This window comes from Streptomyces sp. NPDC057697, assembly GCF_042799335.1.
In the GTDB taxonomy this organism is placed as follows: Bacteria; Actinomycetota; Actinomycetes; order Streptomycetales; family Streptomycetaceae; genus Streptomyces.
This window is the reverse complement of record NZ_JBHVJA010000006.1, coordinates 275,184-292,672: the sequence shown is the minus strand read 5'-3', so window position 1 is coordinate 292,672 and position 17,489 is coordinate 275,184. Positions and strand designations below refer to the sequence as shown.

Below are 17,489 nucleotides of genomic sequence, written 5' to 3'. Positions count from 1 at the left end.
GGTTTCGTGGGGCGTGGGTCCACGATACGGGGTGCGCCGGGGAGGGCGGCGGGCGCTGCGGTGGCGGGGCCGGGCGCCTGAGGCGGACTCGGGGCGGGGCTCCCGGGGCGGGGCCTTGTGGCAGGGCCGCCCCTCCCCCGGCCCCGGACCCCGCCTCCTCGTTCGCCGGAGGGGCGTGAGGAGGCGGGGTACGGGGTGCGGTCTGCCGCTCCGTCGCGCCGGGAGGGGTGTGACGGGCGGGGTGCGGTTACTTCTCCGTCACGCCCGCCGAGTCGAACGTCGCCACCTCGTGCATGGCCCGTGCGGCGCTCTGGACGATCGGGAGCGCCAGGAGCGCGCCCGTGCCTTCGCCGAGGCGGAGGTCGAGGTCGACCAGGGGCCGCAGGCCCAGCTTGTTGAGCGCGGCAACGTGGCCGGGCTCGGCGCTGCGGTGGCCGGCGATGCAGGCGGCCAGTGCCTCGGGGGCGATGGCCCGCGCGACCAGGGCCGCGGCACCCGCGCTCACACCGTCGAGGACGACGGGCGTACGGAGCGAGGCGCCGCCCAGCAGGAAGCCGGCCATCGCGGCGTGCTCCAGCCCGCCGACCGCCGCCAGGACGCCGATCGGGTCGGCCGGGTCGGGCTGGTGGAGTTCGAGGGCCCGGCGGACCACATCGACCTTGCGGGCGTGCATCTCGTCGTTGATGCCGGTACCGCGACCGGTCACCTCGGACGGGTCCAGGCCCGTGTACACGCAGATCAACGCGGCCGACGCGGTGGTGTTGGCGATTCCCATCTCACCGGTGAGCAGGCCCTTGTTGCCCGCCGCGACCAGATCACGGGCGGTCTCGATGCCGACCTCGATCGCCGCGAGCACCTCCTCGCGGGTGAGCGCGGGGCCGGTCGTGAAGTCGGCGGTCCCGGCACGCACCTTGCGGGGCAGCAGACCCGGTGTCGCGGGCAGTTCCATGGCGACGCCGACATCGACCACGCAGACCTCGGCGCCGACCTGGGACGCGAAGGCGTTGCAGACCGCGCCGCCGCCGAGGAAGTTGGCGACCATCTGGCCGGTGACCTCCTGCGGCCAGGCCGTCACGCCCTGGGCGTGCACGCCGTGGTCGCCCGCGAAGACCGCGACGGCCGCGGGTTCCGGGATCGGCGGCGGGCACATCCGGGAGAGCCCGGAGAGCTGCGCCGAGATGATCTCCAGCATGCCGAGCGCCCCGGCCGGCTTGGTCATCCGCTTCTGGCGCTCCCACGCCTCGCCGAGCGCCTTGGCGTCCAGCGGGCGGATGTTGGAGATGGTCTCCTGCAGCAGGTCGTGCGGCTCCTCGCCGGGCAGGGCGCGGCGGCCGTACGTCTCCTCGTGGACGACCCAGGACAGCGGGCGGCGCTTGGACCAGCCCGCCTGCATCAGCTCGGGCTCCTCGGGGAACTCGTCGACGTACCCCACGCACAGGTACGCGACGACTTCGAGGTGCTCGGGCAGGCCCAGGGCACGGACCATCTCGCGCTCGTCGAAGAAGCTGACCCAGCCGACGCCCAGGCCCTCGGCGCGCGCGGCCAGCCAGAGGTTCTCGACGGCGAGCGCGGAGGAGTACGGGGCCATCTGCGGCTGGGTGTGCCGACCGAGGGTGTGGCGGCCGCCGCGGGTCGGGTCGGCGGTGACGACGATGTTGACCGGGGTGTCGAGGATGGCCTCGATCTTCAGTTCCTTGAACTGCTTGGCCCGGCCCTTGGGCAGCGACTTGGCGTAGGCGTCGCGCTGGCGCTGGGCCAGTTCGTGCATGGAGCGCCGGGTCTCCGCCGAGCGGATGACGACGAAGTCCCAGGGCTGCGAGTGGCCGACGCTGGGCGCCGTGTGCGCGGCTTCGAGGACACGGAGCAGGACCTCGTGCGGGATGGGGTCGCCGCGGAAGCCGTTGCGGATGTCACGGCGCTCACGCATGACGCGCAGCACCGCCTCGCGCTCGGCGTCGTCGTAGCCGGGGGCCGGCGGACCGGCGGGGGCGGAGGGGGCGGCGGCGGGCTCCTCGGTCCCGGACACCTCGGGGGCTTCCGGCGCTCCGGGGGCTTCGAGGGTTTCCGGGGCTTCGGGGGCTTCCGTCCGAGCGGCCTCGGCCTCGGGCGTCGCCGCCGCGGCCGGTGCCTGCGGCGCCTCCTCGGGCTGCCCGGCGTCCGGGTGCCCGGCCTCCGGGGCCGCGGCGCTCTCCGCGAGCGGGGTGGCCTCCGCGGTGTCGACCGGGGCCGGGGCGTTCGTGGGGTCGGGGGTCTCGACGGCCTCCGGGCCCTGCTCGGGCTCCGGCTCGGTCACCGCCGGGGCCTCGGGGGCGGGGGCGACAGCAGTGGCGGGCTCGGGGGCGGTGGCGGGCTCGGGGGCCTCGACCGCCTCGACCACCGCCGCGTTCTCGACGACCTCGACGGCTTCGGTGACCTCGGCGCCCGGAGCGGGCTCGGGCGTCCCGGCGTCCACGACGGGCTCGGCAGGCGCAGCCGGCTCGGCGGGTTCGACCGCTCCCCCGGCCGCCACGGACTCGGCGGTCTCCGGCTGGGGAGCCGGCACGGGCTCCATGGCGATGGCCGCCCGCACGGGCTCGGCTTCGGGTTCGGGCTCGGCCACGGGCTCCGCCGCTGCCACGGCCTCGGCCACGGGCTCCGCCACGACCGGCTGCTCCGCGACGGGCGTCGGGGCCAGGTGCGGCGTCGTCGGCAGCGAACCCTCCACGGGCACGAACCGGCCCATGGGAACGGCGTCCACGGCGTCCGTGGCTTCCACGGCTTCCTGCGGCGCGGTCGCCTCGGTGGGCGTCCCGGCCTCGGCCGGGACCGGCTCGGCCACCGGAGCGGGAACGGGAGCGACCTCGGACGGAGTGGACTCGGAGGGAGCCGCTTCGGCCTCCGGCGCCTCGGCCGGAGCGGTTTGAACCGGCTGCTCCGCAGGGACGGGCCCGGCGGACTGCTCCGGAACGACCGATTCTGCGGCCACCGGTACGGCCTCCGGTACGGCCTCCGGCTCCGGCGCCTGGGCCGCCCACGGGCTGCCGCCCTGCGGAAGGATCTCCCCGAGCTGCGGGCCCGGCAGCGCGGACGCGTCCTCGGCCGGTGCCTCGAAGTACTCCGGGCCGGCGGTCGGCGGGCCCGAGTGCCGCGCGGGGGCCTGGGTACGGGCCTGCGCCTGGGGCGCGCCCGCGGGGCCGCGGTCGGCGAGCGAACGCACCACTCCGCCGGTCGGCGCACCGCCGTAGGACGGCGAGCCGTCGGCCCCGACCGGGCCCCGGTGCAGCGGCCGGCGCACCGGAGCCTGGGGCTGGGCCTGGGCGGCCGGAGCGGGGGCCGGGGCGGGCGACGGGATGCGTACGCCCCTCAGGTCGACCGAACCGGAGTCGCGGCCGCCGGACTCATGGGTTCCCTGGCCGGTCCCGGGCAGCGGCTCCGCCACCGTCTGCTGGGCGGCGTACGCGTCGGCGGGCTGGGCCTGGACGGGCTCCTGCACCTGTACGGGGCCCTGGGGCTGCGCGGAGGGCTCGCCGGTCTGCTGGACGTAGGGCTGCTGTGCCGCCGGCCGGGCCTGGGCGCCCTGGCCGGGCAGCGGCGCCCGCCCCACGCCCTCGGGGTACGGGTGGCCCGGGGCCGGTACGGTCTGCGGGTCGCTCCAGGCGCCCTGGGGGCTCGGCATCAGGAGGAGGTCGTCGTCCTCGGAGACATGCTCGGAGGGAGCGAGGTAGGCGTAGGCATCCGGGGCGGCGACGCCCGGCTGCTCCACCATGCCTGCGTTCTCCGGCAGTCCCTCACCCGGGATCTGGCCGGTGTCACTCATGCGTACCCCTCGCCCATCGTCAGTGCTCCTTCGGCCCTACGCCCGGGACGCCCGAACACGGCAGGCCGGTGCTCGTCAACAAGAACGAGCGGGCTCGCCGCGCGGCACGAACCGGTCGCGGACATACTGCATTCTCGCGGCCGTTCGCCGCCGCGGCAGCTCATTTCGCCACGGCCCGCTGTGGACTGCGCCACGTTGCGCATCCCCCGGTCCTGCCGTACCACAGCGGGGTCCAAAAGAGTCCCCTTTTCCGGACATTGACGAACGAAGCGACGAACGTCCGGGCGCGGTGCAACGATCGGCCAGCCTACCTCCCGCCGTACGCCGACCGGGTCAGGGGGCGAGGTCGGAGCGCACCGCCGAGAGCAGGAACACCACCGAGCGTTCCCGCTCCGACCATGCGGCCGTGTCGAGTTCGACGGACTGGAGGAGCGAGCACCGGACGGTGTATCCGTTCGCGCCGAGGGCGGCGCCGAGCGCCTCGGCCTCGTCCCGTGTCGAGGCGTGGGTCACGATCCGCTCCGGCCGCCGGTCGGTGACGGCGGTGACGACGGGGACCCCGCCGCCGCCGATCCGTACGACGTCGGGTTCCGGCAGCCGCTCCAGCGCGTGGGGGGCCCGGCCCTCGACGACCTGGAGCTGGACCCCGTGCGCCCGCGCCGCCGCCGCGGTGCGGGCACAGGCGGCCGGGTCGCTGTCGACGGCCAGGACCGCCGCGCCGAAGCGGGCGGCCTCCACGGCCAGGGCCCCGCTGCCGGAGCCGATGTCCCACAGGAGATCGCCGGTGCGAGGGCCCAGGCGGGCGAGCTGGGCGGCGCGCAGCCCCGGGGACTCGCCCTCGCCGCTCGCCCCGCCGTCGTCGGCGCCGCCGGGGTACGCCTCGGCGGGCAGCGCCCAGCCGCGTACGCCCTGCGGGTCGGCGGGGTGCTGGCCGGCGATCCAGGCGCCGGCGGCACGGGGCTCGGGTCCGCCGCCGATGACGACGACGACGTTGGGGTCGCGCCAGACATGGTCGGCGGCCTTGTCGGAGGTGACGACCGTGACCTGTTCGCGGGCGGTGCCGAGTTCCTCGCAGATGACGAAGGTGCGGTGGACGCCTTCGAGGAGCAGGGCGAGTTCGGCGGGGCCCGCGCCGGGCGAGGTGAGGACGGCGACCTTGTGGTGGGCGCGGCAGACGTTGACCGCGCGGCGCAGGGTGCGCGGGTGGGCGACGACGATCCGGGCGTCCTCCCACGGCATCCCCGCACGGGCGAAGGCGGCGGCGACGGAGGAGACGGCCGGGACGACCTCGACCTCCAGGCCGTGTTCGGGCGCACGGAGGTTGCGGACGACTCCGAAGAAGCCGGGGTCCCCGTCGGCGAGGACCACGGCGCTGCCCCGGTGGCCGGCGATCCGGCGGGCGGCCAGGTCGATGGAGCCCAGGCGGATCCGTTCGGCGTTCGCCGGGACTTCGGGAAGTGCGAGGTGGTGGGCGGCTCCGGCGACGAGCGTGGCGGCCGAGAGCGCGGACGTGGCCGCTCCGGTCAGTGGCGAGCCGTCCCAGCCGATCACGGTGACCCGATCGGCCATCTGTCGTCAGTCTCCTGGAATTGTCGCAGGTGGGGATGGTGGTGAGGAAGGGGCAGGGTGAGAGTACCCGGTGTGTGACCGCAGGCGGCCGAAGCCCCTTCGCGGGGTCAGTTCCAGTCGTTGTAGGCGCCGTAGCCGCCCGCGTCGGCCAGCTGCTCGGCGACGCCGTCGAGGTCCTCGGGCAGCAGGCCCCAGACGATCAGGTCGGTCCTGATGTCGGTCCAGCCGCCGTCCGTGCCGTTCTCCGTACGGGTGCGCGCTATGCGGGCGTTGCGCAGGACGCCCTCACTGATGCAGCCGAGCTTCTGGGCGACCTGCTGGGAGGCGGTGTTGTCGGCGGCGGTGCGCAGTTCGATGCGTTCGAAGCCCTGGTCGCGGAAGAGCCACTGGGCGACCGCCAGCATGGACTCGGTGGCGTATCCCTCGCCGCGGGCCCAGGGGGCGGTGATGTAGGCGGCCTCGGTGGCGAGGGTGCGCCAGTCGGTGTTGCGCAGCCGGACCGAGCCGACGAGCCGCTGGGTGAGGAATTCGGTGACGGCCAGGACGATGCCGTCACCGGTGGTGCGCTGGGCGGGCGCGATCCTGCGGACCCAGCGTTCGGCGTCGACCTCGGTGTAGGGGTAGGGAGCCTCGGTCCAGGCTACGACCAGCTCGTCGTTCATCATCTCGATGTACGCGGGGACGTCCGCCATGTCGAACGGGCGCAGCACCAACCGATCCGTGCTGATGGAGATGTCCGGAAAGGTGGATTTCATGCGCAGCTCCATACCGAAGACCGTTAAAGGCACAGCATGCAGCATCGGCCCGTTGTCGTGCATGGGCGGGTCCGCACGGCGGAGCCCCGCGCCCCCTCGGTGGGGTGCGCGGGGCTCCGGCGTACAAATGCCTTGCGGGCGTCAGGACTTGGCGGCGGTGCCGAAGGCCGGGATGACGGAGCCCTGGTAGGTGTCGTCGATGAACTTCTTGACCTCGTCGGAGTGCAGGAGCTTCACGAGCTTCTGGACCCGGGGGTCCTTCTCGTTGCCCTTCTTCACGGCGATGATGTTGGCGTAGGGGTTGCCGTCGGCCTTTTCGAGCGCCAGGGCGTTCTTGGCGGGCTTCAGACCGGCCTCGATCGCGTAGTTGCCGTTGATGACGGCGGCGTCGACGTCGCCCAGGGCGCGGGGCACGGTGGCGGCCTCCAGCTCCTTGAACTCCAGGCCCTTCTTGTCGGTGATGTCGCTCAGCTTGGCGCTGGTGCCGACGCCGTCCTTGAGGGTGATGAGGCCGTTGTCGGCGAGGAGCTGGAGGGCGCGGCCCTCGTTGGTGGTGTCGTTGGGGATGGCGACGGTCTGGCCGGCCTTGATGTCCTTCAGGTCCTTGACCTTCTTGGAGTAGAGGCCGAGGGGCTCCAGGTGGACGGTGCCGACGGAGACCAGGTGGGTGTTCTTCTTCTTGTTGAAGTCGTCGAGGTACGGCTGGTGCTGGAAGAAGTTGGCGTCGACCTGGCCGGTCTCGGTGGCGGTGTTCGGCAGGACGTAGTCCGTGAACTCCTTGACCTCCAGCTTGAGGCCCGCCTTCTCGGCCAGGTTCTTCTTGACGAAGTCCAGGATGTCGGCGTGCGGCGTCGGGGACGCGGCGACGACGAGCGCCTTGGAGGTGTCGGCCTTGGCACCGGTCTCGCCCTTGGCGCCCGGGTCGGACGAGGTGCCGCAGGCGGTGAGGCCGAGGGCGAGGGCGGCGGTGGCGGCGGCAGCCGCGGTGATCTTGATGTTCTTGCGCACGAAAAGTGCCTCTTTCTGGTGGTGAGGTGGTGCGCCCGGACAAGGAGTTCGGGCCTGTGAGCGGAGAGAGGTCTCAGGAGGCGGTGCGGCCCCGGCGGGCGAGCAGCCGTACGGCTCCGTCGCCGATCAGCTGGATCACGGTCACGATGACGATCAGCAGCGCGACGGTGATGAGCATGAACCGGTTGTCGAAGCGCTGGAATCCGTAGGTGACGGCCTTGGAGCCGAGCCCTTCGCCGCCGACCGCACCGGCCATCGCGGAGTAGCCGATGAGCACGATGACGGTGGTGGTGACGCCGGAGACGAGCGAGGGCAGCGCCTGCGGCAGCAGCACCTTGCGGACGATCGTCGGGATGGATCCGCCCATCGACTGGACGGCCTCGACGAGCCCGTGGTCGACCTCGCGGACGGCGGTCTCGACGAGCCGGGCGAAGAACGGGATCGCGCCGACGGAGAGCGGGACGATCATCGCGGACGGGCCGATGAAGGTGCCGACGACCCAGGTGGTGAAGGGGATCAGGGCGATCAGCAGGATGATGAACGGCAGCGAGCGGCCGATGTTCACGATCACGCCGATGACCTTGTTCACCACGGTGTTCCGGAGCAGTCCGCCCTTGTCGGTGAGGACCAGCAGGACGCCGAGCGGCAGCCCCACGAGCACGGTGACGACCGTGGACCAGAGCACCATGTAGAGGGTGTCGACGGTCCCCTGGGTCAGCAGCGGCTGCATTTCGGACCAGGTCACTTCGCCACCTCCTCGGTGAGCGGTGCGGGAGTCTGTACGGGGACGGCCGGTCCGCCGTCCGTCACGACCTCGGCCTGGAGGCCCTGCTCGCGCAGGAAGCCGATCGGGACGACGTTCTCCTCGAAGCGGCCGGGCAGCTCGATGCGCATCCGGCCGATCTGCTTGCCGCCGACGGTGTCCATCGCGGCGCCCAGGATCGAGATGTCGATGTTGTACGTGCGGGAGAGCTGGGAGATCACCGGCCGCCCGGCCGCGTCGCCGTGGAAGGTGACGTCCACGACCGTGCACTCGGGGCCGGAGGCCGTACCGCCGACGGGGAAGAGTTCGTGGGCCAGTTCGGAGCCGGGGGTGGCGAGGAGTTCGCCGACGGTGCCGGATTCGACGATGCGTCCCTTCTGCATCAGCGCGGCGGAGTCGCAGACCGTCTTGACGACGTCCATCTCGTGCGTGATGAGCAGGACGGTCAGGCCGAGCTGCTGGTTGAGGTCGCGCAGCAGCTGGAGCACGGAGCGGGTGGTCTCGGGGTCGAGGGCCGAGGTCGCCTCGTCGGAGAGCAGCACCTCGGGGTCCCCGGCCAGGGCGCGGGCGATGCCGACGCGCTGCTTCTGGCCGCCGGAGAGCTGGCCGGGGTAGGTCCTGGCCTTGTCGGCGAGGCCGACCAGGTCGAGGAGTTCGAGGGCCTTGCGGGAGCGGTCCCGGCCGGAGACGCCGAGGATCTCCAGCGGGAGTTCGACGTTGTCCTGGACGGTGCGGGAGGCCAGCAGGTTGAAGTGCTGGAAGACCATGCCGATGCGGCTGCGCGCCCGGCGCAGCTCCTTGCCGGCCCGGCGGCCCCGTCCGGCGAGTGCGGTGAGGTCCTGGCCGGCCACGGTCACGGTGCCGGTGGTGGGGCGTTCCAGGAGGTTGACGCAGCGGATCAGGGAGGACTTGCCGGCGCCGCTCTGTCCGATGACGCCGTACACCTCGCCCTCGCGGACGTGCAGGTCGACGCCGTCCAGGGCGGTGACCTCACGGCCGCGCGACTGGTAGACCTTCGTGAGGCCCGAAGTGGTGATCACAGGGGTTTCCGTCACTGTCGAGTGCGCGGCGCGGTGTCCGCCGGGCACGGGGCATTCGTCTGATGAGACTGTCGGGACGCTTCGGTCGGACGTTCCGAGCGGGGGTCTCGGCACGGCTCAGGCACGGCGGATGGCCGGGCGGCGGTGCTGGGGCACGCGCGTTCCGCTGGATGCGGACGGCGGCGGGCTCGGTCTCGCTTCGGGGCGCGAGGCTCAGGCGTGGGCCCTCAGAAGGTGCGCATTCGACACATACAACGAGCACCGGGCGTCGTGATCGCCTCGGTCGCAAGGATGCGGCTGCTCGTCGTGGTCATGGAGCAAGTAAAACAGACGTAACGTTCCGCCCGGTCCGCGTGTCCGAATAGCGGACAGTCCTGGATGGTGCCGCGCATCGGTCCGGCCGCTCGCGGTGTTTTCCGGGCGCACGGCTGTGACCTGCGTCGATACGGTGGAGTGGGCGGCGGTGGCGAGGTCCGCGGGTCACCCGGACCGGTCGTGGGCTGTGGCCAAGGCCACGGCCTTCGTCCGCGCCGCCCGTCCGGTCCCCGGCCCGGCGGGGCGGGGGCGCACGCAGGGGGCCGACGGGCCCGTAATACTCTCGTCCCCATGCTTGACGCCCTGACGGTCGCGGTCGCCGTGGCCGCGCTCGCCCTCGCCGCCTGGTGCGGATTCGCCGCCTACCGGGACCAGCCCACCAAGGACTGGCACTTCATCGGGATGGCCGTGGTCTCGCTGCTGGCGCTGGCCCAGCTGGTGGTGGGCGTCGTGCAGCTGTCCCGGGGCGAACGGCCCGAGCAGGGCATGACGATCTTCATCGCCTATCTGATCGGGGCCTTCCTCGCGGTGCCCGCGGCCGGGTTCCTGTCCCTGACGGAGCGGACCCGGTGGGGTTCGGTGACGGTGGCGGCGGGCGCGGTCGTGCTGGCCGTCCTGGAAGTACGGCTCTACGACATCTGGGGAAACTGACCGTGACCGACACCGAACGCACCCCCGCGGCGGGCACCGGCGAGAAGCAGCCCTTCGACCTCGGCACCGGCCCCGGCCGGGTTCTGGTCTGGTTCTACGGGGTGTTCACCGTGGCCGCCGCCTCCCGCTCGATCGTCCAGATGATCCTGGACTTCGGCAGGGCACCGCTCGCCTATGTGCTGTCGGCCGTCGCCGCGGTGGTGTACGGGTTCATCACGTACTCACTGGTGCGCGGGGGCGAGACGGCGCGCCGGACCGCGCTGGTGTGCTGCGCCGCCGAGCTGCTGGGCGTCCTGGTCGTCGGGACCTGGACGATGGCGGAGCCCTCGGCGTTCGCGGACGCCACCGTCTGGTCCGACTTCGGCATGGGGTACCTGTTCATCCCGGTGATCCTGCCGATCACCGGGATGATGTGGCTGCGCCGGGCGCGGAAGGCGTAGAGCCTCCCGGCCCGCCCCGACGGCAGCTCAGGCGCTGGCCACGTACGCGGGCTTGGCGGAGTCCTTCTCCAGCAGGATCATCAGGACGCCGTCCCGGCCGGTCTCGTTGCCGACGGGGGCGTAGCCCGCCCGCCGGTAGAGCCGGAGATTGTTCTCGCTGCGGTGGCCGGTGTGCAGCCGGAAGCGGGTGGCCGACCGCTCGTCGGCGAGCCCCGCCTCCGCCGCCCCCAGCAGCCGGGCGCCGAGTCCGTGGCCCTGGAGCCTGGGGTGGACGCAGAGCCTGCCGATCTCCCCCGCGCCGTCCGGTCCGACCGTCCCCCGGACCGAGCCGACGACCTCGTCGCCCAGCCGCGCCACGAACACCAGATTGGTGGCGATCTCGGCGTGCAGGGATTCGAGGGTCTGGACGAGCGGGTCGATCCGGTAGTTCCCGTACAGCTCCGCCTCGCTCTGGAAACAGAGGTACTGGAGCTTCAAGATCTGTTCGGCATCCTGTGCCGTCGCCGCCGAGATGATCACGCTCATGCCCATCTGCGCATGCCTCCGCCCACCTGATCCACCGGTTGTCTAACGCTCCTTTCCCCGCAGTTCAGGAGCAGCAACCTCCGCCGCCAGCATTCTGCGCAGACATCCAAGGCAACGGGAACGGATCGGGCCCAAACTCCCCTGTGACATACCCAACTTCCCTGCGATTTCCCGGTAGGTGGGATCGCTGGGCGCGAGCAGCGCCGCCATCAGCCGGCCGCACCTCCCGGGCAGCCGGTCCACCGCGGCGCGCAGCGCCCTGCGTTCGTCGGCTCCGACGGCGAGCCGCTCGGGGCAGCCGCCCGGATCCGCGGCGGTCTCGTCGCGGTAGGGACGTTCGTGCCGGGCGGTACGGCGGGCCCTGCGGGCCTCTCCCCGTACGGCGTTCCGCACCCAGCGGGCCGGGTCCACCGGCGGGCCCTCCCCCGCGAGCCGCTCCAGCAGCCGCAGCCAGACGGCCTGTTCGAGATCGGCCGGTTCGATCGCCGCGCCCGTCGCCGAGGCGGTCGCCTCGGCCAGGGCCTCGGCCCGCACCAGCGGATACAGCGCGCGGACCACGGAGACGGGAGCGGGAGCATGATCGAGAAGGGTCATGCACGGGCCGACGCGCCCGTGCGGGCGGCCGGTTGCCGTACCGGAGGAGCACCACCCGACCGGGGCACGCCCCGGCCGGGTGCTGACGCCGGTGTCACTTCGCGGTGAAGTCCGCCGCGGCGAGCAGGGCGGTGTCCGGGTTGTCGGAGAAGACGCCGTCGATGCCGGTGGCGAAGTACGCCCGGAACGCGCCGAAGGCGTCGCCGTAGGCGTTGGGGTCCGTGCCGCGCCGGAAGTCGGCGGGCAGGAAGGTGTTCTCGTTGCGCATGGTGTAGGGGTGCAGGACCAGACCCTGGGCGTGCGCGTCCCGCACCAGGGTGGTCGGTGCGGTGAGCCGACCGGAGGCGTCCTTGGGGATGACCAGGTCCAGGGTGGGTCCGATGCCCTGGGCGAAGGAGGCCATCCACTTCAGCCCCTCGGGCTTCACCAGGTCCGCCACGGTGCGCGGGTCGCCGGAGGTGACGAAGTCCCAGGGGCGCTCGCCCGCGCCGGAGAGGAGCACGACGCGCGGGGTGTCGACCAGCCGGGCCAGCCGCTGGATGCTGCCGGGCTCGAAGGACTGGAGGATCAGCGGGGACTGCTTGCGGTGCCGGCCGTAGCGGCGCAGCAGCTTGGCGAGCGGCTCTTCGAGGCCGAGGCCCAGGCCCCGGAAGTAGGTGGGGTGCTTGGTCTCGACGTACAGCCAGACGGGCTTGCCGCGGCGGCGGCCCTCGCGGTCGGCCCAGCGCAGGACCTCCTCGAAGGTGGGGATCTCCCAGCGGCCGTCGTAGAGCGTGTTCTTCTGGCGGGTGCCGGGGATGCGCTCCTTGGCCCGGAGCGTCTTCAGCTCGGCGAGGGTGAAGTCCTCGGTGAACCAGCCGGTGAGGGCGGTTCCGTCGACCTTCTTCGTGGTCCTGCGGCCCGCGAACTCGGGGTGGTCGGCGACATCGGTGGTGGCGGTGATGTCGTTCTCGTGGCGGCACACGAGATGGCCGTCCCTGGTGGGCACCAGGTCCTGCTCGACGATGTGCGCGCCCATGTCGAGGGCCAGCTGGTAGGAGCCGAGCGTGTGCTCGGGCCGGTATCCGCTGGTGCCGCGGTGTCCGATGACGGTGGGCACCGGCAGGTCGAGGCGGAAGCCGTGGCCGCCGGGCCGCCCGGCGGCGCTCGCCCCGGTGCCGGCGGCGGCCGGGCCGCCGGCCAGTCCGAGGGCGGCGGTGCCCAGTACGGCGGCTCCCGCCCCCAGCATGGTCCTGCGGCCGGGGCCGGCCTGCGCGCGCTCAGTCATGGATGCTCCTCGCGTGTGATGTCTGGCACCTGTCGGGCGAGGCCCGAGCGTAGGCAGCGGTACCGTCATGGGGGCAGCTCCTGGGCGAACATGGCGCAAACTCATGTCAACACCGCGTATCCGGTCCGTGTACCCGATGTGCGGGCGGGGAGTACCCGCGAGTATCGTCCTCACGTGCATGGACCGTCATGATCCCGCCCCCGGCCGGCCCGGCCACTACACCGGAGGAACCGTTGTCCCGACACGCACTCATCAAGGCAGTGCTCGGACCGATCTTGCGCCTCATGTTCCGCCCCCAGGTGGAGGGCGTGGAGAACATCCCCGGGGACGGTCCGGTGATCCTCGCGGGCAACCATCTGACGTTCATCGACTCGATGATCATGCCGGTCTGCTGCGACCGCCCGGTGTACTACATCGGCAAGGACGAGTACGTGACGGGCAAGGGGATCAAGGGCCGGGCCATGGCCTGGTTCTTCACCGGCTGCGGCATGATCCCGGTGGACCGGGACGGCGGCCGCGGCGGTGTCGCGGCGCTGATGACGGGCCGCCGGGTGCTGGAGGAGGGCAAGGCCTTCGCCATCTACCCCGAGGGCACCCGCTCCCCCGACGGCCGGCTGTACCGGGGACGCACGGGCATCGCCCGGCTGACGCTGATGACGGGCGCGCCGGTGGTGCCGTTCGCGATGATCGGCACGGACAAGCTCCAGCCCGGCGGCGCGGGCCTGCCGCGCCCCGGGAAGGTGACGGTCCGCTTCGGTGAGCCGATGGAGTTCTCCCGGTACGAGGGCATGGACCGCGACCGCTATGTGCTGCGGGCGGTGACCGACTCGGTGATGGCCGAGGTGATGCGGCTGTCCGGTCAGGAGTACGTCGACATGTACGCCACGAAGGCCAAGGCCGCGTGAGAGCGGGCGCGACGCGCTGATCGCGGCGGAGCGCCGCGCGCAGGACGTACGGAAGGGCCCGTACCCCGGTTTCCGGTGGTACGGGCCCTTTCGCGTGTCCGGGTGACCGGGGCGGCTACTGGTGCACGATGCCGTCCTCCAGCCTCTGACCGCGCAGCAGGAACCAGGCGGCGACGGCCGTCGCCAGCAGGACCGCCGCGCCGACCCCCGCGGCGAGCCGCAGCCCCTCGACGAAGGAGTCCTGCGCCACGGCGACCAGGGCGTGCCCCTGTGGGACCGGCAGGCCGTGGGCGGCCTCGACGGCGCCGCCCAGTGACTCGTGGGCCGCGGCGGCGGGGGCCGCGGGGACGCCGTGGGGGGTGTCGAACGTCTGGTAGACGCCGGTGACGATGGAGCCGAGCAGGGCGATGCCGAGCGCCGCGCCGAGTTCGTACGCCGTCTCGGAGACGGCTCCGGCGGAGCCCGCCTGCTCCTTGGGGACGCTGGAGAGGATCACGTCGGAGGTGACGGTGAAGGCGAAGCCCGCGCCCACTCCGACGACGAGCAGCACCGCCCCGATCAGCGGGTAGGCGGTCTCCCGGTGGATCAGGGTGACCGCGGCGAGCGCCAGCCCGATCGCCCCGAGGCCGCCGGTCACCACCGAGCGCACCGAGAAGCGGCGGGCCGCCCGCCCGGCGATCAGACCGGCGACGACGGCTCCGACGGCCGCGGGCAGCTCCGCGAGACCGGCCTCCAGCGGGCCGCGCCCCTGCACCAGTTGGAGGAACTGGGAGAGGAAGAAGACCAGTCCGGACAGGCCGAGGATGGTCAGCAGGTCGGCGAGGACCGCGCCCGAGAAGCCCCGGTGGTGGAAGAGCCGCATGTCCAGCAGGGGCGCGGGAAGCGTGAGCTGTCTGCGGACGAACCAGCAGAGCGCGGCCACACCGCCGATGCCGGCCAGGACCGTCGGCCAGCTCGCGCCGTGCGCCGCCAGTTCCTTGATGGCGTACACGACGCCGATCATGCCGACGAAGGAGAGCCCGACGCTGGCGAGGTCCCAGGGGCCGGGGGACGGGTTCCTGGACTCGGGGATCATGCGGGCGCCGACGACCACGAGGACCGCCATGACCGGCAGGTTGATCAGGAAGACCGAGCCCCACCAGAAGTGCTCCAGCAGGAGCCCGCCGACCACGGGTCCGACGGCCGCGCCGGCGGAGGCCATCGCTCCCCAGATCCCGATGGCGAGGCTGCGCTCGCGGGGGTCGTGGAAGAGGTTGCGGATCAGGGCGAGCGTGGAGGGCATGAGGGTGGCGCCCGCGACACCGAGCAGCGCCCGCGCCAGGATCATCATCTCGGGGGTGTGCGCGTAGGCGTTGAGCACCGAGACCGCGCCGAACGCCGTCGCACCGCAGAGCAGCAGCTTCTTGCGGCCGATGCGGTCGCCGAGGCTGCCCATGGAGACCAGGAGTCCGGCGATGACGAAGGAGTAGACGTCGCCGATCCACAGGAGCTGGGTGCCGGTCGGTTCGAGGTCCTCGGTGAGGAAGGGGGTCGCCAGGCCGAGGACGGTGGCGTCGATCGCCACGAGCAGCACGGCGAGGACGAGGACGGCCAGGGCGATCCACCGCCCGGGGCGGTGCAGTTCGTCCGAGGTTTCCACGCGCTGTTCGATACGGCTCATTGCTCCACGCTCCGGCGTGCACCGCCGAGCAGCAACTCGACGATCATGTAGGGGAAGTCCTGGCTCGCGACCCGGCCGTCCTGGACGGCCCAGGCGCCGGACGAGATGAGCCCGTAGAGGGCCTCGGTCAGCCAGGCGGGGGTGAGGTCGATCCGGAATTCGCCGCGCTCCTGGCCGCGTCTGAAGAACGCGGAGACCCGGGCGTCGAGACGGTTCCAGCCCTCGTTCACCTCTTCGCCCTCGAAGAGCTGGTTCTCGGTGACGAGGAAGGCGAGCAGCCCGGCGCACGGTTCGACGGCCACGACCAGGCGGCGCAGCGCGTCGGGCGCGGCGCCCTCGTCGAGCGCGGCGGTGTCCAGAGCCGCTTCGAACTCCTGGATGCCCAGGGTCTCCAGCGCTCTGACCAGGGCGTCCCGTCCGGCGAAGTGCCGGTGCAGGGTGGCGCGTCCGATGCCCGCGGCTCTGGCGACCTCGTCCATCGTGGCGGTCGATTTGCGGGTCAGCAGAGCGGCGGCGCTCCGTAGCACCTGCTCACGGTCGAGACTCATGAGACAACAATAAACCATATGAGACATCAACGTCTCACCGGAATCCTGTCCTCCCTTCGGGGCAGGGAGGACCATGGCGCCATGAAGCCGCTGCTGCTGATCGACATCGACGGCCCCCTCAATCCCTACGAGGCCCTGGCGCGCCGCCGCCCGCCGGAGGGATACGCGAGGCATCTGATGCGGCCGACGGGGTGGGCCTGCGGGCCGCCGCTGCCCGTTCTGCTCAACCCGGAGCACGGCGGGGCGCTGCGCGCGCTGACCGACCGGTACGAACTGGTCTGGGCGACGACCTGGAAGGACGAGGCAAACGTCTGGATCGGACCGCGTCTCGGGTTGCCCCCGCTGCCGTACATCGACTGGCCCTCGGTGCACGGCAGCGCCCCGGACGGCACGTACTGGAAGACGCAGTACGTCGTGGAGTACGCGGCCGGGCGGCCGTTCGCCTGGGTGGACGACGAGATCGGTCCGGCGGACCGGGAGTGGGTCCTCGGCCAAGGCCCCACCGAGGCGCTGCTCCGGTGGATCGATCCCGGCGTCGGGCTGCTGCCGCCCGATTTCGCGGCGCTCGCGGCCTGGGCGGACGGTGCGTCCCGCTGACCGGGGAGCGCGCTCCCCGGTCAGCTCCAGCGCAGCCCCGCGCGGTGCCGCCAGTAGGCCTCGGGCTCCTCCACCAGCGCGTCGAGCCGGGCGAGCCGCTCCTCGTCGAAGTCGACGAGGGGTGCGTGCAGGTTCCCGGCGAGCTGGCCGGCGGTCGCCGCGCCGGAGAGCACCACCCCCGCCCAGGGCTGGTGCAGCACGAAGGCCAGGGCCACCGCGTCGCTGCCGAGACCGGCCTCGGCGGCGAGTTCCTGGACCACGGCGGGGGCTTCCGTACCGGCGAGCCGCCCGTTGGCCATGGCCTCCTTGACGATCACGGTGAGTCCGGCGGCACGGGCCTCGGCGAGCGCCGCCCCGGCGGAGGTCTCCAGGGCGTTGTAGGTGGCCTGGACGGTACGGAAGAGCGGCTCGCCGTCCACGGTGACGGTGAGGGCGGCCCGGATCGCGTCGGCCTGGGCGGGTCCGCTGGTCGAGAGGCCGACGCTGACGCCCTCCTCGGCGAGCCCGGCCAGCCGTGCGTGCAGTTCCTTGTCGGTGAGGGCCGGGCTGTCGGCGGTGACCGAGTGGATCTGGTAGAGGTCGAGGCGGTCGCCGAGCAGTGCGCCGGTCTCGGCCCGCTGGCGCAGGAAGGTCGCGAGGCCGTGGTCCTTGACCTCGTGCGCCTCTGCCTCGACGCTCCACCCGGCGGTGTAGGTGTAGCCCCATTTGCTGCCGACGACGAGGTCGTCCGCCTCCGGGTGCGCGGTCAGCCAGTCGGCCAGGAACTCCTCCGAGCGGCCGTAGGAGCGGGCCGCGTCGACGTAGCGGACGCCCTGTGCGTAGGCGGCGTCGAGCAGGTCGTGGGTGCGGGCGCGCATCGCCTCGACGCTGCGGTCGGCGGGCAGATCGCGGTCGCGGTGGAGGTTGATGTAGCCGGGCCTGCCGACCGCCGCCAGGCCGAGCCCGATGTGGGCGGTCGGTGTGGTCGCTGTGGCCAGCCTGGCGAAAGGCATCCTCGGGCTCCTCGTCGATCGGGGTCTGCTCCCCCGTCAACGTAACCCAGCCCGGGGAAACCGG

16 protein-coding genes are annotated in these 17,489 nt (G+C 72.6%); 4 read left to right on the top strand and 12 right to left on the bottom strand.

Annotated elements, in window-relative coordinates:
- Nucleotides 1-247: 247 nt before the first annotated feature.
- The 6 genes from cobT to ACFVFH_RS18765 all read right to left on the bottom strand — a co-directional run bounded on the left by cobT (nucleotide 248) and on the right by ACFVFH_RS18765 (nucleotide 8,931).
- A complete protein-coding gene (gene cobT / locus ACFVFH_RS18790; protein ID WP_383769666.1) occupies nucleotides 248-3,796 on the bottom strand; it encodes a nicotinate-nucleotide--dimethylbenzimidazole phosphoribosyltransferase in 3,549 nt (1,182 codons plus the stop codon).
- Nucleotides 3,797-4,129: 333 nt separating this feature from the next.
- A complete protein-coding gene (gene cbiE / locus ACFVFH_RS18785) occupies nucleotides 4,130-5,365 on the bottom strand; it encodes a precorrin-6y C5,15-methyltransferase (decarboxylating) subunit CbiE (protein WP_383769663.1) in 1,236 nt (411 codons plus the stop codon).
- Nucleotides 5,366-5,472: 107 nt separating this feature from the next.
- Nucleotides 5,473-6,120, bottom strand: coding sequence for a GNAT family N-acetyltransferase (locus ACFVFH_RS18780; RefSeq protein WP_383769660.1), 648 nt, complete (start codon nucleotides 6,118-6,120; stop codon nucleotides 5,473-5,475).
- Nucleotides 6,121-6,261: 141 nt separating this feature from the next.
- Nucleotides 6,262-7,128 carry a MetQ/NlpA family ABC transporter substrate-binding protein gene (locus ACFVFH_RS18775; RefSeq protein ID WP_383769658.1) on the bottom strand — a complete coding sequence of 289 codons (867 nt, stop codon included), beginning with the start codon at nucleotides 7,126-7,128 and terminating at the stop codon, nucleotides 6,262-6,264.
- 73 nt (nucleotides 7,129-7,201) lie between these two features.
- Nucleotides 7,202-7,873, bottom strand: coding sequence for a methionine ABC transporter permease (locus ACFVFH_RS18770; protein WP_383769655.1), 672 nt, complete (start codon nucleotides 7,871-7,873; stop codon nucleotides 7,202-7,204).
- Nucleotides 7,870-8,931, bottom strand: a complete 1,062-nt coding sequence (locus ACFVFH_RS18765; protein WP_383769653.1) for a methionine ABC transporter ATP-binding protein — start codon at nucleotides 8,929-8,931, stop codon at nucleotides 7,870-7,872. The genes ACFVFH_RS18770 and ACFVFH_RS18765 overlap by 4 nt, the downstream gene beginning before the upstream one ends.
- 606 nt (nucleotides 8,932-9,537) lie before the next feature.
- On the opposite strand from ACFVFH_RS18765, the gene ACFVFH_RS18760 reads away from it, so the two are divergent.
- Both ACFVFH_RS18760 and ACFVFH_RS18755 read left to right on the top strand, forming a co-directional pair.
- A complete protein-coding gene (locus ACFVFH_RS18760) occupies nucleotides 9,538-9,897 on the top strand; it encodes a hypothetical protein (RefSeq protein ID WP_383769650.1) in 360 nt (119 codons plus the stop codon).
- Between the two features lie 2 nt (nucleotides 9,898-9,899).
- Entirely contained in the window at nucleotides 9,900-10,337 is a 438-nt protein-coding gene (locus ACFVFH_RS18755) for a hypothetical protein (RefSeq protein ID WP_383769647.1), read from the top strand.
- 27 nt (nucleotides 10,338-10,364) lie between these two features.
- Here ACFVFH_RS18755 and ACFVFH_RS18750 read toward each other — a convergent pair whose 3' ends face one another.
- The 3 genes from ACFVFH_RS18750 to ACFVFH_RS18740 all read right to left on the bottom strand — a co-directional run bounded on the left by ACFVFH_RS18750 (nucleotide 10,365) and on the right by ACFVFH_RS18740 (nucleotide 12,723).
- Nucleotides 10,365-10,868: a GNAT family N-acetyltransferase gene (locus ACFVFH_RS18750; RefSeq protein WP_383769645.1), complete on the bottom strand. Its 504-nt coding sequence runs from the start codon at nucleotides 10,866-10,868 to the stop codon at nucleotides 10,365-10,367.
- A gap of 36 nt (nucleotides 10,869-10,904) precedes the next feature.
- Nucleotides 10,905-11,456 carry a sigma-70 family RNA polymerase sigma factor gene (locus ACFVFH_RS18745; protein WP_383769642.1) on the bottom strand — a complete coding sequence of 184 codons (552 nt, stop codon included), beginning with the start codon at nucleotides 11,454-11,456 and terminating at the stop codon, nucleotides 10,905-10,907.
- 94 nt (nucleotides 11,457-11,550) lie between these two features.
- Nucleotides 11,551-12,723: a glycerophosphodiester phosphodiesterase gene (locus ACFVFH_RS18740; RefSeq protein WP_383769639.1), complete on the bottom strand. Its 1,173-nt coding sequence runs from the start codon at nucleotides 12,721-12,723 to the stop codon at nucleotides 11,551-11,553.
- Nucleotides 12,724-12,956: 233 nt separating this feature from the next.
- Between ACFVFH_RS18740 and ACFVFH_RS18735 the strand changes: the two genes are divergently transcribed.
- Nucleotides 12,957-13,628 carry a lysophospholipid acyltransferase family protein gene (locus tag ACFVFH_RS18735; protein WP_383769636.1) on the top strand — a complete coding sequence of 224 codons (672 nt, stop codon included), beginning with the start codon at nucleotides 12,957-12,959 and terminating at the stop codon, nucleotides 13,626-13,628.
- 115 nt (nucleotides 13,629-13,743) lie between these two features.
- Here the strand turns inward: ACFVFH_RS18735 and ACFVFH_RS18730 are convergent, their stop codons facing one another.
- Together ACFVFH_RS18730 and ACFVFH_RS18725 are read right to left on the bottom strand one after the other, a co-directional pair.
- Nucleotides 13,744-15,288, bottom strand: coding sequence for an MFS transporter (locus tag ACFVFH_RS18730; protein ID WP_383769633.1), 1,545 nt, complete (start codon nucleotides 15,286-15,288; stop codon nucleotides 13,744-13,746).
- Nucleotides 15,285-15,836: a TetR/AcrR family transcriptional regulator gene (locus ACFVFH_RS18725; protein WP_383769631.1), complete on the bottom strand. Its 552-nt coding sequence runs from the start codon at nucleotides 15,834-15,836 to the stop codon at nucleotides 15,285-15,287. The genes ACFVFH_RS18730 and ACFVFH_RS18725 overlap by 4 nt, the downstream gene beginning before the upstream one ends.
- A gap of 81 nt (nucleotides 15,837-15,917) precedes the next feature.
- Here ACFVFH_RS18725 and ACFVFH_RS18720 point away from each other — a divergent pair, with 81 nt between their 5' ends.
- Nucleotides 15,918-16,433 carry a hypothetical protein gene (locus tag ACFVFH_RS18720; RefSeq protein WP_383769946.1) on the top strand — a complete coding sequence of 172 codons (516 nt, stop codon included), beginning with the start codon at nucleotides 15,918-15,920 and terminating at the stop codon, nucleotides 16,431-16,433.
- A gap of 20 nt (nucleotides 16,434-16,453) precedes the next feature.
- On the opposite strand, the gene ACFVFH_RS18715 is transcribed toward ACFVFH_RS18720, so the two are convergent.
- Nucleotides 16,454-17,425, bottom strand: a complete 972-nt coding sequence (locus ACFVFH_RS18715) for an aldo/keto reductase (RefSeq protein ID WP_383769629.1) — start codon at nucleotides 17,423-17,425, stop codon at nucleotides 16,454-16,456.
- Nucleotides 17,426-17,489 lie beyond the last annotated feature (64 nt).

What these genes read in the sequence shown, in the direction of transcription:
- cobT (WP_383769666.1), bottom strand. Translation starts at nt 3,796, where the DNA reads ATGAGTGACACCGGCCAGATCCCGGGTGAGGGACTGCCGGAGAACGCA.
- cbiE (WP_383769663.1), bottom strand. Translation starts at nt 5,365, where the DNA reads ATGGCCGATCGGGTCACCGTGATCGGCTGGGACGGCTCGCCACTGACC.
- ACFVFH_RS18780 (WP_383769660.1), bottom strand. Translation starts at nt 6,120, where the DNA reads ATGAAATCCACCTTTCCGGACATCTCCATCAGCACGGATCGGTTGGTG.
- ACFVFH_RS18760 (WP_383769650.1), top strand. Translation starts at nt 9,538, where the DNA reads ATGCTTGACGCCCTGACGGTCGCGGTCGCCGTGGCCGCGCTCGCCCTC.
- ACFVFH_RS18750 (WP_383769645.1), bottom strand. Translation starts at nt 10,868, where the DNA reads ATGGGCATGAGCGTGATCATCTCGGCGGCGACGGCACAGGATGCCGAA.
- ACFVFH_RS18745 (WP_383769642.1), bottom strand. Translation starts at nt 11,456, where the DNA reads ATGACCCTTCTCGATCATGCTCCCGCTCCCGTCTCCGTGGTCCGCGCG.
- ACFVFH_RS18740 (WP_383769639.1), bottom strand. Translation starts at nt 12,723, where the DNA reads ATGACTGAGCGCGCGCAGGCCGGCCCCGGCCGCAGGACCATGCTGGGG.
- ACFVFH_RS18730 (WP_383769633.1), bottom strand. Translation starts at nt 15,288, where the DNA reads ATGAGCCGTATCGAACAGCGCGTGGAAACCTCGGACGAACTGCACCGC.
- ACFVFH_RS18725 (WP_383769631.1), bottom strand. Translation starts at nt 15,836, where the DNA reads ATGAGTCTCGACCGTGAGCAGGTGCTACGGAGCGCCGCCGCTCTGCTG.
- ACFVFH_RS18720 (WP_383769946.1), top strand. Translation starts at nt 15,918, where the DNA reads ATGAAGCCGCTGCTGCTGATCGACATCGACGGCCCCCTCAATCCCTAC.
- ACFVFH_RS18715 (WP_383769629.1), bottom strand. Translation starts at nt 17,425, where the DNA reads ATGCCTTTCGCCAGGCTGGCCACAGCGACCACACCGACCGCCCACATC.